Origin of the sequence: Companilactobacillus keshanensis (assembly GCF_003946205.1) — a bacterium.
Taxonomy (GTDB): domain Bacteria; phylum Bacillota; class Bacilli; order Lactobacillales; family Lactobacillaceae; genus Companilactobacillus; species Companilactobacillus keshanensis.
Map to the genome: position 1 here is coordinate 12,879 of NZ_RHOS01000005.1, position 14,468 is coordinate 27,346.

The window sequence follows — 14,468 nt, forward strand, 5'->3', positions numbered from 1 at the left end:
ATCTGTATCAGAAGTATTGTATACCATGACCAATATTCGCCACAACTGTAGTAACATCAGATAAATTATTTAAATAAGATTTAATTTGTTCAATAGATTTATGTGTTCCAAGTATTTTTACGTTTGGACCAGCATCTATAGTAACATACGCTAAGATGCCTTTTTGCCTGAGTTCTTGAATTAAATGAATTATTTCAACGGTCTCTGGTTCAAAATATGTAAATGAAGGCTTGGCGGATAATGTCAATGCATGCATACTCATTGCATTATGTTCAGCAATCTCACCGATTTTTTGAATATCCTTTTGTTTGATTGCTTGTTTGATTTCGTTTGTTTCTGAAGACACTAGTTTAACCCAATTTGGATAAAAAGGGGATGTTTCGACACTTTTTTCCATACCACTGGTGGATGAAATCTTCTTAGCCTTCTTATTTATAACAGCTGACAAGATTTCTAAATCAATATCTGGATTCTCGTCGATCGGAACAGCAAATGAGTTATTATTGTTGTCTCCGGCGATCCATTCAACAAACCCACCATAGATAGAACGACTGGCTGAGCCAGAACCACGACGAGCTAAAATAGATAATTGTGACTTATCGAGATTTAAGGCCATCGTTTGGTCTATCGAAGCCGCCAATGCCGCAAATCCAGAGGCCGATGAAGCAAATCCGGCTGATGTAGGGACGTGGTTAACTGAATTGATTTTAAAATGTTCAGAAAAATTGTATTTTTTTCTAGTACTATCTAAATATTTTATGATCCGTTTGCTTTGTTCCTCATTGAGTAACATATCATTTAAATAGATAATATCTTTACTTGAATCAATTATTTCAGATGAAGTATCAGTGTAGAAACGGTCTAATGTTAAAGATAGACTGTTTGTATAAGGTAACTTTAATTTTTGATCTTTTTTGCCCCAATATTTTATCAGAGCGATATTAGTAAAGGCCCGAGCTGTTTTAGTCAACGTCAGTTTCCTCCGCATAGATAGATAATGGTTGAATCCAAGTCTGTTCGGCACCATTTTTTATAAGTGCTTTTTGAACCATAGTGGCATTATTTAAACTTTTGGCTAAGGCAATGATGCAACCGCCACGTCCACCACCAGTGATTTTACCGCCTAGTGATCCAGCATTTTTAGCGGCAGCTATTAATTGATCAGTTTTAGGTATTGCTAGATTCAATTTAGTCAAAGTAGCGTTTGCCTGATCAAAGGTTTGTCCTAAAAGACGTAATTTATTATTTATCAGACTCTTCTTAGTCGTTGATGTGCATGTACCTAATTGTTCTAAATACGCACCGATCGTCGCTTTATCAGTTTGATACATTTTATGCACATCGGCAACGGTTTCTTTGGTTTTTCCTTTGACGCCAGAATCTCCAATAACGATGAATCCATCTGATGAAAAATTGAAGTGTTCGATCGTATCCTTACTATATAAAACAGGTTCATTAGAAATAACGGTTAATGCATCTAATCCGCTAGCTTTACCGTGTGTTACTGTTTCTGATTTGTTAACATATTCTAGAAGTGTCTCTGTTTCTAAAGATTGATCAAATAAATCAAAAAAGGCACGGGTTAAAGCGGCGGCAATAGCTGCAGATGAGCCTAGACCACGTTCAATCGGTAGGTTGCTGTCGATACTAATGGCATAGTTTATTTTGTCTTTATTCAAGTGCTCATCTAGTAATTCAATCAAGTATTTTACACCTGAAAGTGTATCAGGTATTTGTGATATTTTACCAACATAATATTTTGACGATAAAATATTTTCTGGATTTTGCTTTATTTTAACAATCACTGGAATACTGACCAAAGGCACAGCAATGGCAGGGTAGCCATAAACTACCGCGTGTTCGCCCATAATAATCGTCTTTCCGTGACTTTTTCCAATTCCTTTAAGCACACGCTCACCTCTCAATTTCTTCAAATACTTATTTTATACATCTATTGTCCGGATTTCCACTTTCAATATAATTATCTTAAATATGATAAAATTTTTTAGGGAGAAATATTATGACATTAAATTTTGTATTGGGTAAAAACCAGTTTGATCACCATCAAAAAATGATGGAACTCTTTAGAAAAGATTATCAAAAGAATCCAGAAGGCCAATTTTTTTTCTTAGTGCCTAATCATATTAAATTTGAGTCAGAAATTAATATGTTAAAGGAACTTGGAAATGAAGATGCTGACCTGATTGCTACAAGTAATATCCAGAGCTTTTCTTTTTCTAGATTAGCCTGGTATTTTTTACGTAGCAACTCAACTTTTACTACTGAAAGCTTAACTTCAACTAAATCAGCAATGATTTTGAGAAATATTATAAATAAAAATAAAAAGTCGCTTAAAATTTTTTCAGGAATGACCGAGAAGAGCGGTTTTTTTGAACAATTATCAAAACAATTTAATGAATTTCAAAATGGTCAAGTTCAGCCTGATGACATTGAACACTCGTTAGAAACTGATGATCAGGCTTTATTTAAAGATAAGATTGCCGAATTGAATAAGATCTACCGAGATTATCTTGAAGCAACTAAGGACTACGAAACGGCCGACTATCAATTGAATGCCTTAGCAAAATATTTGGACCAGGATTTAAAGTCTAAAAATTATTATTTTTATGTTGAGAGCTTTTCTTCTTTTACAGCGGCTGAACTTAATTTAGTTAGTTCTTTGATTTTAAATGGAGCCAGTCTCAATATTTCGTTAGTTATGCAACAACCTGTCTTAGGGGAATTAGATGTTGCTAGTTTTTACTATCGACCTGAAAAAACTTATCAAAAGTTATATCAATTGGCAAGAAATAATCAAATAGCCGTTTATAATAATTTTGCTGATGATGAACGCATTGATCCTGATATTGCTAAATTGGAAGATTATTGGATTCAATCCAGTAGTGCCGGTGTAGTTGACGGAGATGTCAAATTAAAAAATATTAGCTCGGTTCAAATCTGGAAGTGTACGAATAAACAGACTGAGGTTTCGGCGGTCAGCACATACATTCGTCAACTAGTTGCCACTCAAAACACACGTTATCGTGATTTCTTGATTGTAGCCAGGGATTTAGGTCAATATAAATCTTTTATTGAATCATTTATGGAAATAAATGACGTACCTTATTTTATTGATTTGGAAAAGAAAATGACTGATCATCCATTTAAAAAATTGATTGATCTATTATTTACAGTTTTAAATCGTGGTATGCAAAGTGCTGACATAATTGCTTTATTGAGAACGGAATTATTGATTCCTAATGGTTTTGATTCAATTTCCGCCTATCGTAATGCTGTTGACCTGACAGAAAATTATATTTTGGCTTCCGGCGTTACTAAAAGAAATTGGCTAGGGGATGATTTTGAACCAGCCGCCGACTTAGATGTAATCGTTGATGCATCGGTAATTGAGCGATATCGTTTGATCAATCTAATAAAGAAATTTATAAAAGATATTTTTAATGAATTAGATAAATTCTTTAAAGATGAAAACAGTGCAACAGAAGGTGCCGAATTTTTATATGAATTCTTGAGTAAATACGGAGTATTTGAGCAGTTATTGGTATGGCAAAAGCAGGCTACAGAGCAGAACGATTTGTCATTAGCTAATCAGCCTGAGCAAGTCGTAAATAAGTTTAATGAAATTCTAGATGAGTATGTAGATATTTTTAAGGATGAAAAATTCGACGCTAAAAATTTCATTGGAATTTTGGACGCAGCCTTTGAAACAGCTCAATATTCACAGATTCCTTCTACTTTAGATGCTGTAAATATTTCTGAAATCGGGATGGTTCAGCCTAATAATAGAAAAATCACTTTGATTCTGGGAGCTACGACAGACAATATGCCAGCGGCCTCTGTTTCAAATAACATTATTACTAATGATGAACGCAAGTTGATTTCAGATTCGTTGGAGGAAGATAAGTTCTTAAAAGATCCTGACGAGATAGTTAACAATTCAGAACCGTTCTTGCATGATTTAATTTTTAGCACACCTAGCACACGTCTAATTTTTACTTATCCAGCGTTTACTGAGGATAATAAGCAAAAGGATCTCTCAAGTTATGTGGTTAGGATCAAGAATCATTTCAAATTAGAAGAGCAGGATGTTTTGTTCAATCCTGAGGCTGACGAGGATGCAGAACAGGTTATCCGCTATGTTGGTTCTAAATCATCTAGTTTGAATTATTTGATCCGTGTATCGCGTTCAGCAGTTGACAATAAGTCAGATATTTCTAATCAATGGAAGTATGTCCGTGACCGACTTTATAATGAAGAACCTAAAAAGACTGAATTTGTCTTGGATTCTTTGAATTATAAAAATTTACCACATGATTTAAATACTGAAACGGTTTCAGAGTTATACGGAAATAACGTTAATGTTTCTATTTCTCGGTTAGAGACATTCTATAAAAATGAATATGAGTATTTTCTGAAATATGGTTTGCGACTGCAACCAAGACAAATTTTTGAAATCACTCCAGCTCAAACTGGCTCACTTTTCCATGCTGTATTAGATGGATTGGTTAAACATCTGAATAATGACAGTACTAATCTAAAATATTTATCAGATGATCAGATTCAGCAATTAGTTCATCAAATTTTCCAAAGTCAGATCAGCTTTTCTGAGAATCGTATTTTTAGATTTAATGATCGAATGGACTTTATCTCTACTAAGCTAGAGTCAACAGTTTTGCAGTTGATCATGTCAATGAAGGAACAGTTAACACACAATCAATTCGTTCCACGTGCCTCAGAAATCACATTTGGCCGAATCAGAAATCAACAGAATTTGCCTGGATTGTCATTTGATTTGGACAATAATCATAAGATAAATGTTCGTGGAAAAATTGATCGAATCGATGAATTAACGATTGATGACGTGAATTATTTGGCCGTTATTGACTATAAATCTAGTGAACATAAATTCTCATTTGCAGAGTTTTTAGAAGGTCTATCAATGCAGATGCCGACTTATTTACAGAGCTTGGCCGAGAACCTGGATTTATTGTCAGAAGGTAGGCCGACGAAGATTGCTGGGGCTTTTTATTCTCACATTCAAAATCCTAAAATTGTTTTAAATAAGGGTGTTCATCCTGAACTGGAATTATTAAAAAAATTCAAGTTATCAGGATTGATCGTTGATGATGCTGACCTGATAGAAAACTTAGATACACGTCTGATCTCAGGTAATTCGACTGTTTTACCAATAAGTAAGACAAAGAGTGGGGATGTCAAAGTGAAGGGTCCTAATTTAGTTACTCCTGATGACTTATTCAGAATTCTTAGCTACAACAAGCATTTGATAACTAAAGCAGGGAATGACATTTATTCAGGTAAACTTAGATTGAATCCATATCGGGATCGTAATTTGAATACGGGGTTGCAGTTTAGTGACTACAAGGCAATATTTGAATTTGATGCCATGTTACCGGAAAATGACTATCATGATATTATCAACTACAACAAGCAAGACGTTTTGGAAAAAATTCAAAGTATTCTGGAGGATGGAGAATAATGCCTGAATGGACAAAAGAGCAAAAACAAGCAATAAATAACCATGGGCATGACATTCTAGTCTCTGCCTCTGCTGGATCAGGTAAAACAACCATCTTGATCGAGCGCATTATTGAAATGGTCAAGCAAGGTGAAAATGTCGATAATTTATTAGTTGCAACTTTTACAGAAGCAGCAGCAGCTGAAATGAAAGATCGATTAGTTAGTCGTTTGAAAGATCTTGTTAATGGAAAAGTAATAAATAGAGTTTTACGAAAACATATACAAGAACAAATATTCAAAGTTCCGATCGCAAATATCAGCACGTTACATGCCTTCTGTTTAAGTATCATAAAAAAATTCTATTATGTGATCGACCTGGATCCAAACTTTCGCCTTTTGAGTGATGAGGTAGAAAAATCAATAATTCAAGATCAGGCTTTAGACAACGTCAGAAACTATTATTACGAAAAACATGATATAGATTATTTGAAGTTGGTCGATAATTTCTCAAATGATCGTAGTGACGATGGGTTAACCGACATTATTTATCGATTATATGATTTTGCTATTACAAATGATCAAACCGATAAGTGGCTGGATCAGCTGACAAATATTTATACAGTTGATTCACCTTTAAATGAATCCAACTTTTATAAATTACTTTATTCTTCACAGATTTTGAATAAATTGGAACAGATAAAGAATCTTTTGGAAAGTGGCATGGATATTGCTGCTGAAGACGAGGTCAGTGATACTTATACGCCAGTATTTAAGGACATGCTCGAACAAGTTAAGAAAATACACGATGATATAAGAAAAGATATTAGCTATAACGAACTTCGTGAGGAAGTATTTAATCTGAGCTTTACTAGAAAACATACTGCTCCTAAAGACGTTGAACCAGATAAAGATCGTATAGAAATACTTAAAGATATTCGAAAAGACTTAGGAGTTAAGATTACAAAAGATTTAGTTAATGACTTCTTTCTTTTGAATGAAGATGACACTTTAAAAGAAATTTCTAAAGCCAAACAATTAATTGTTAAGCTAGTTGAAGTTGAGCAAAAATTTATGAAGGAGTTCTCCCGATTAAAGAATCGTCAGCAAGTTTTAGACTTTAATGATCTTGAGCATATGGCAATGAAGATTCTTTCAACTGAAGTTCAAGGTAATAAAGTTGCTCTTAATTATTATCAAAATAAATTCCACGAGATCATGTTAGACGAATATCAAGATATTAATGCCATGCAAGAGGGAATCATCCAGTTATTAAAGTCAGATGAGAACCACATTTTTATGGTAGGTGATATTAAACAGTCAATATATGGATTTCGACAAGCAGCTCCGTATATTTTCGCAGGTAAATACGAAAAATTTCAAAAAAATGATAATCCTGATGAATTGATTCAGCTGTCGAAGAATTTTCGTTCATCAGAACAGGTCGATGATTTAGTTAATACGATCTTTACAAAAATATTCGATAAAAATATTGGTGAAATTGATTACGATGATCAATCTAAACTAGTTGTGGGAACCAGTTTTCCTGAAACAGTTGACACAACTAGTGAAATGTACGTCCTAACAAACGAAGAAATAGCTAATAAAATTGAACGTCGGCAGAGCCAAATACGCTTTACTGCTCAAAGAATCAAGAAATTAATGGCAGATGACTTTCAGGTCTTTGATGCTAAAAAGGGTGAAGTACGTTCTCTAAGATACTCAGATATCGCTATCCTAGTTAGAAATCGTAATAATAATACAGATTTAATCTCTTATTTCTCTAAGGCAGAGATTCCCTTGATGGTAACTGATGCTCAAAATTATTTTCAGACAACAGAATTACAGATCATGATGTCTATGTTAGAAATTGTCGATAATCCTCGTCAGGATATCCCATTAGTTGCCGTACTTCGTTCACCAATAGTTGGTTTAAATGAAGAAGAATTGGCTCAAATTCGTTTGATCAATAAGGATGAAGATTACTATACCGCCATGCTTGATTACGTTTCAGCAAATGGTTCACAGCCTGAATTAACTAGAAAACTGAAGTCATTTTTGATTCAGCTTGATACATACCGTGATTTCTCAAATAAAAATACAATTTCTCGATTGATTTGGAAAATATATCAGGAGACAGCTATTTTAGAGTATGTTTCAGGTATGCCTAGTGGTAAACAACGTGCAGCTAATCTCCATGTTTTATACCAACGTGCTAGTGATTACGAAAATAATAACCTTAAAGGACTGCATCCTTTTATTGACTTTATTCAACGTATGGAAAAAATGGATAGAGATTTGTCACAGCCGAATAGTATTGAGGCAACTGAAGATACTGTTAGAGTCATGACGATCCATGCTAGTAAAGGATTGGAATTTCCAGTTGTGATCTTGCTAGATGCTGGCAGCGGATTTAATATGCGTGATGTTAATAGTGAGACCTTATTTGATTCTGAACTGGGTTTAGGATTAACTGTTTTAAATACACAGACCCGTGTCGCCGTTCGAACTTTACAGCATTCAATTATAAGTGAGAAAAAACGTGTTTCAGCAGTATCTGAAGAGATGCGTTTATTGTATGTGGCTTTAACGCGTGCTAAGCAAAAATTGATCATCGTTAGTTATGACAAAGATACAACCAAGATGGTTAATAAATGGGATCAAATTAAGTTATCTAAAAATGGTGTTGTAGATGATGGATCCAGACTAGCTGCGGGTAATTATCAAAATTTGATTGGTATAGGTTCATTGAACAGTTATGATCGAATCGATTCACATAATCATTATGCAAGAAATGAATATTGCCGTTTGAACCTTGATATTGTTTTTGATGAAGAAACGAGTGATAAAAATGACGATGGATTATTAAAAGTTATTGATGTTAGGGAACCTTCCGATCTATTTAAACAGACCGTCGATAATATTTTAGATTTCAAATATCCATATCAAGAGGCGGTTGAAACTACTGCATATCAATCTGTCTCTGAAATCAAGAATTTGTTTGCAGATCCAGATGATGAAAAGATGTCTAAGTCTAATTTATTGAATAACAGTGGGCGCTACAATATGGAAAGCTTTGCTAAACCTAAATTTTTAGTACAATCAAGTGTCTCATCTGCAGATGTTGGTAGTGCAACTCATTTAGTCTTACAAAGAGTCAAAATCGATCAAATTCCAGAACTAGCCGATTTTCAAAATTTAGTAAATGATTTAGTAAATGACAGAATAATTGAATCAGAGGTTGCAAAGAAAATTGATTTGGCCAGTTTAGTTAAGTTTTATCAAAGTAGATTGGGAGAGGATATTGTTGCTAATAATCAGGCAGTTTCACGTGAAGTTCCGTTTTCATCCCTGATGCCAGCTAAAAAACTCTTCAAAAAGGAAATCGATAACGATTCTTTCAATGATAAAATACTAGTTCATGGTATTATTGATGGTGTGATTGAATTAGAAGATGGGATAAAAATTTTTGATTATAAAACTGATAATGTAACTAGTCAGAATTTATCTAAAAAGATTAGTGATTACTCTGGTCAATTAAATCTTTATGCTCAGGCTATTTCAACGATTAAAAATAAGCCAATTCTAGGTAAGTATCTTTATTTCTTAAAGATCAATGAAATGGTTGATTTGAATAAAAATCTAAATTAGATGAGTGGTGAATTAATTTGAAAAATTCCTACGCTGTTGTTGATTTAGAAACAACAAATGCTAATTGGCATGACAACGGGCGTATTATTCAATTTGGTTGTGCGATCATTGAAAATGGAAAAATAACCAAGGTCTACAATCAAAAAATTAATCCTCAAGTTCCAATACCAGGCAGAATTACCGCGTTGACCAAGTTAAGTGATAAAGATGTTGCTGATTCTCCAATATTTGAAGATGTCGCGTCAGATATCTTTAAAATTCTTAAGAATCGTATTTTTATCGCTCATAATGTAAATTTTGACTTAACTTTTTTAAATCGTGAATTGAAGCGAATTGGTATGAACGAGTTGAATGTAAAGGCAATCGATACAGTTGAACTGTCGCAGATTCTTTTTCCAACGATTAGTAGTTATAAGTTGCAGGATCTGACTCATTATTTGAGTATTGAACATGACAATCCACATCGAGCTGACAGCGATGCATTAGTAACCGCAAAGTTGTTCTTAGTGATCAACAAGCGATTACAGCAGCTTCCTGTTACTACGCTTGAGTTATTGGCTCGACTGGGCAAATCCACCTTACGTGAAACAAACTTAGTATTTAAAAATGTTTTAAAAAAAGTGGAGAACGGTAGTACTGTTCTGCCAGATTACCTATATGAAAAAAATGGACTAGTTTTGCGCAAAAAGGATTTTCATATAACTGAGAATTTCAACAGTGGTCAAAAGTATCCTGATACTAAAGAAAAGAAGAAAAAACTTCTTGATGGTATTTTAGACTACCGGAAAAACCAGTCACAGTTAATGGATAATATCTATCAAACTAGTCAGCACCGTAACAAACAAAAAAAATGGAATCTGATCGAAGCACCTACTGGTGCCGGTAAAACGTTGGGATATTTGTTGCCATTATCCTATTTGATCAATGGTAAGCAGAAATTAGTTATTGCAACAACAACCAAGGTTTTGCAACAACAAATTGCTGAACAAGCTATCCCACTATTGAATCAAGTAACTGGCAACAGTCATCATGCCGAAATAGTTAAAAGTAGTTATAATTTTATCGATTTGGATAGATTTTTCGAATCGATCGATAACTATAAATTACATAGTCATACAGCAATTTTGAAAATGAAAATTATCGTTTGGTTGACGATGACAACGACAGGAGACTTGAGCGAATTACATTTGACTAATTACAATAGTCCCTTGTTTACGATCATTCGTCACCGTGGTGCATTAAAGACTAAAACGTTATTTAGTGAAGATGATTTCTGGCTTTATCAACAAAATCGTTATGAAGAATCGATGATTTTAGTTACTAATCAATCGTATCTATCAAGAAATATTGACAGTACGATTTGGGGTGAAAATTCGTATTTAGTAGTCGATGAGGCAAATCACTTGTCTGACAGCTTGCGTAACGTAGCTTCACCGACGGTTGATTTCTTACGTTTAAACGAATATGTTAGAAAAATAAGTGATATTCTTTATCAAAATAGAGTCACTTTACGATATGCATTCAACGAGGTAACAACACAATTGTGGAATTATCAAGATCTTCAGGATATGGAAGCACATTTCCAGGTAATTGATGAGTTAATGCAACGAATTGAGTACAATATTTTTGATAATTATGTTAAAAACGAAGTTAGTTTTAAAGATCGAGAACAATTTGTTTCGATTATTGATAGCGAGCAAAACTTTGGTAAAGATAATCTAGAATTAGTTGAACTAATTTCAGATTTAATCGTTGAATTGACCCTTGTAGTTAATCGAATTGATATATTGTTTGATCAATACAATTTTCAGAAGAATTTTATTTCGATTGAATTGTCGAAAATTATTTCTAATCTAATTATCGAGAATAGTAAATTGCATAGTGAATTAGGTAATTTGGACAAACTATTACAATCTTTGCATGTTCCTAGTGACGAATTCGGTGTTCAGATTGAAATGCGTGATTATTATGATCCTAACGGCCTTAAGTTAAGTTGGCGCCAATTTGATATTCATGATCAGGTTGAAGCAACTAATGATCGGTTTAGTCAGATATTTGCGGTCGGTGCAGCAATCACTGTCCAAAAGGATTTTTCTTATTTCATTATGAATTTACAACTCAGTCAAAATCAGATCAATCAGATGATCATCTTGCCAGATACCAATAATATGGCTAAAAATAGTAAAATATATTTACCAGATCAGATATCTGATATTCAATCTTTGAACAGTGAAGAGTATTATGAAATGGTAACTCATTATATCGTTGAGATTCTAAACGATATGGATCATCAAACCATGATCCTCTTCAATTCATTAAATACATTAAGTCATGTTTATAATCGATTAATGTCAACTACCATTAAGGAAAAGTGGGAGATATTGGCACAAGGTGTGAGCGGTTCAAATGAAAAGATTAAGAAACGCTTTGCTATTGGTCAAAGATCAGTATTGTTGGGTGCTAATTCATTCTGGGAAGGTGTCGATTTTCCAAATAAGACGTTGGAAATACTTATCGTTACCCGAATTCCTTTTGAATCACCTGAGCAATCTGACGTTAAGATCAGACAGGACATTTTGCACGAGCAGAAGTTAGATGTCTTTAAAGTCGATACATTACCTAAGGCAATTTTGCAGTTGCGACAAGGACTGGGACGCTTGGTACGTAGTCCAGAGGATAAAGGTGTGATCTTGTTATTGGATAATCGTATTTTGACTAAAAATTATGGTAAAGAAATTTTGGATTCTCTGCCAAAAGGGCTTCCAGTCGTCAACGAAAGTATGGATTTAATTAAAAAAGATATAAATGAGTTTTTGAATTAGGTGAAAAGTTGATATACTATCTCTGATGACTAAGTAAAGGAAGAATTATGACTAAAGGCACAAAGATTTTATTAGGAATATCGCTAGTTGTATTGGCTATAGTATCGGTACTGACATACATAAATATTTCATTTGCACCATATTCTAGTGCAAAATCACAGGCAAATGATATTGCTGAGAAAAAGGCCCAGATAGTCGAACCAGATTATTTTGGCAACTATACTCGTGATAAGCAATATTATTCTGTTGGTGGTTTAAATAATAAGGATAAATACCGTTATATTATTATCAATGCTAAAAGTGGTAAAACTGAAGTTATTAATAAAAATAATGCACCCGTACGTAAGGAAATCGTTCAAGGCGTGGTTGATCGATATGATCCTAAAAAGGTTCTACATATAAATTTAGGATTATATAAAAATAAACCTACTTGGGAAGTTGCCTTTGAAAATAAAAAGGGAACTATCGGCTATAACTTGGTCGATTTTAGAACCGGCAAGAGTGTACAAACAATAAATAATATTTAACAATAAAGGAGGAGGGGATTTTTTCTCAGCCTCCTTTTTGTCAGCTTTTGAAGGGATCAAAAATATGAATGAAGACTTTTTGCATCAAGTTATCAATAGCGGTGCTACTAATCTAAACAATTTGATTTTAAAAAATTACAGTAAACTTGGTATGACTGAAAAGGATTTAGTCATTTACTTAGTCTTGTCAATGTACGCTCAAAAAGGCGTGCAATTTCCAATGGCTAAGGATATTTCAAGAGATACAGGCATGGATGAGGCCAGTATTTATACGATCATTCAAGGACTCATTAAGCTTGGAATCATTGAGTTAAAGACGGTTATTGAAAATCATCAACAGCGTGATATCTACTCATTAACGCCAATTTATCAACGTTTGAATAATTTATTAGAACAAGAAAATCAGGGTCAAAAGCAAAAGCAATTAATGACTGATACTGAGGAGTTGTTCAAGAAACTCGAGGTCGAATTTGGGCGTCCAATTTCGCCGATAGAGCAAGAACAAGTTCATCAGTGGATCGATAATGATCACTATAGTATTGAATTGATTGACTTAGCTTTGAAAGAAGCTGTTTTGAATCAGGCTTATTCGTTAAAATATATGGATCGCATTTTGATCAGTTGGGAAAAAGGCAATATCAAAACGGTTGAACAACTACAAGATAGACGAAAGAAGTTGGGTTATTAATGTTAAAAGATGATCAAATAGTATGGGCTATCAAAGAGATGGAAAAAGAAATGGGACCCGTTGGTCCATCGCTGGATTCCAGAACCCCTTTTCAATATTTAGTTTCAGTTATTTTAAGTGCACAGGCAACTGATGTATCTGTAAATAAAGTTACGCCAAATTTGTTTGGACGGTATCCTGAACCCAAAGACTTGATGGATGCCAATGTGGAGGATGTAGAAGCAATTATTAAAAGTGTTGGACTATTCCACAATAAGGCTAAAAACATCATTAAAACGGCTAAAATTGTCCATGAGGAACTCGATGATGTAGTTCCTACTACAAGGGCCGGAATTATGGCTTTACCTGGTGCTGGACGCAAAACTGCTAATGTAGTTTTGAGTGATGTCTTTGAGCAACCAACGTTTGCGGTTGATACACACGTTTCTGCTATCTCTAAAAGAATGCATTTTATTGATCAAAGGGCTACACCAATTCAAGTTGAGAAGAAAATCGTTAGTGTGATGGAACCGGAAGAACTTCATCGAGCACACCATACTATGATCGAATATGGACGTAAGTACTCAATGAAACTAGCTCCTGAGCAAGAGACTAATTCTTTGATTCAAGAATGTGATCGTTTGAATGAGCAGAATTATTTGTTAGATAATAAGTAGTAATAATAAACAAACACGGATTGCTTAAGGCAATTCGTGTTTTTCATTTACTAAAGCTTTTAATGTAGAAACTTGAAAATCAGAAATCAAGATATGAATATCATTTAAAGATTCCTGCTGTCCATTAAGTAGCCAACTTTTCCAAATTGCGTAGACCCCAGCACTCATAAAGCGGATCCAGTAGGTTTTTTGAATTTCTGAAAATTCATCCCATTTTATGACGGTATCATAGAAATGCATCATATTTTCGTTAAAAATATCTTGGACAATAAATTCATAATTTCTTTGAATGGCTAATTCCATAGTGTCAGATGTTTCGGAGAAGAAGTTTCCTAAAGCAGCAATTTTCTTATCTGGCTGAGTCCGATTAATAACAAGGTCAAATTCAGCATCAATTTTAGGTTTGAAGTAGGCAGTGAGAATATCATTAAGCGTCTCAAAATTTCTATAAAAGGCCATACGACTGACGCCGGCTTTTTTGACTACTTGAGTGACGGTGATATCATTTAAATTATTATTTTTCAATAGTTGTAGAAGAGCAGTGATTAAATAAGTCTTTGAATCTTGTTTGATTTGTTTTGAATGATCGGTAGCTGCCATTACAATTTCTCCTTTTTGTCACAGATGC

9 protein-coding genes are annotated in these 14,468 nt (G+C 33.9%); 6 read left to right on the forward strand and 3 right to left on the reverse strand.

All coding sequences use genetic code 11. The features are described 5' to 3' along the window. Positions 1 to 7 precede the first annotated feature (7 nt). Both mvaD and mvk read right to left on the reverse strand, forming a co-directional pair. Positions 8 to 970 (reverse strand): diphosphomevalonate decarboxylase, encoded by a 963-nt coding sequence (gene mvaD, locus EKM64_RS04120; RefSeq protein ID WP_125675890.1) that lies wholly within the window; start codon positions 968 to 970, stop codon positions 8 to 10. Then, positions 963 to 1,934: a mevalonate kinase gene (gene mvk / locus EKM64_RS04125; protein WP_225420949.1), complete on the reverse strand. Its 972-nt coding sequence runs from the start codon at positions 1,932 to 1,934 to the stop codon at positions 963 to 965. Before mvk ends, mvaD begins: the two co-directional genes overlap by 8 nt. Before the next feature lie 86 nt (positions 1,935 to 2,020). Between mvk and EKM64_RS04130 the strand changes: the two genes are divergently transcribed. The 6 genes from EKM64_RS04130 to EKM64_RS04155 are packed head-to-tail and all read left to right on the forward strand — an operon-like array spanning position 2,021 to position 13,840. Further along, positions 2,021 to 5,518, forward strand: a complete 3,498-nt coding sequence (locus EKM64_RS04130) for a PD-(D/E)XK nuclease family protein (RefSeq protein ID WP_125675894.1) — start codon at positions 2,021 to 2,023, stop codon at positions 5,516 to 5,518. Then, positions 5,518 to 9,147 (forward strand): helicase-exonuclease AddAB subunit AddA, encoded by a 3,630-nt coding sequence (addA, locus tag EKM64_RS04135; RefSeq protein WP_125675896.1) that lies wholly within the window; start codon positions 5,518 to 5,520, stop codon positions 9,145 to 9,147. Before EKM64_RS04130 ends, addA begins: the two co-directional genes overlap by 1 nt. A gap of 17 nt (positions 9,148 to 9,164) precedes the next feature. After that, the gene (locus EKM64_RS04140; protein WP_125675898.1) at positions 9,165 to 11,969 is read left to right on the forward strand and encodes a helicase C-terminal domain-containing protein; all 2,805 of its coding nucleotides are present in this window, start codon (positions 9,165 to 9,167) and stop codon (positions 11,967 to 11,969) included. A 47-nt stretch (positions 11,970 to 12,016) separates the two neighbouring features. Beyond that, positions 12,017 to 12,496: a cell wall elongation regulator TseB-like domain-containing protein gene (locus EKM64_RS04145; protein ID WP_125675900.1), complete on the forward strand. Its 480-nt coding sequence runs from the start codon at positions 12,017 to 12,019 to the stop codon at positions 12,494 to 12,496. A gap of 37 nt (positions 12,497 to 12,533) precedes the next feature. Then, a complete protein-coding gene (locus EKM64_RS04150) occupies positions 12,534 to 13,184 on the forward strand; it encodes a DnaD domain protein (protein ID WP_225420950.1) in 651 nt (216 codons plus the stop codon). Beyond that, on the forward strand, positions 13,184 to 13,840 hold the full coding sequence (locus EKM64_RS04155; protein WP_125675904.1) for an endonuclease III domain-containing protein: 657 nt from the start codon (positions 13,184 to 13,186) through the stop codon (positions 13,838 to 13,840). The genes EKM64_RS04150 and EKM64_RS04155 overlap by 1 nt, the downstream gene beginning before the upstream one ends. 24 nt (positions 13,841 to 13,864) lie before the next feature. Here EKM64_RS04155 and EKM64_RS04160 read toward each other — a convergent pair whose 3' ends face one another. After that, complete coding sequence (locus EKM64_RS04160) at positions 13,865 to 14,440, reverse strand: TetR/AcrR family transcriptional regulator (RefSeq protein ID WP_125675906.1); 576 nt, start codon at positions 14,438 to 14,440, stop codon at positions 13,865 to 13,867. Positions 14,441 to 14,468: the final 28 nt, after the last annotated feature.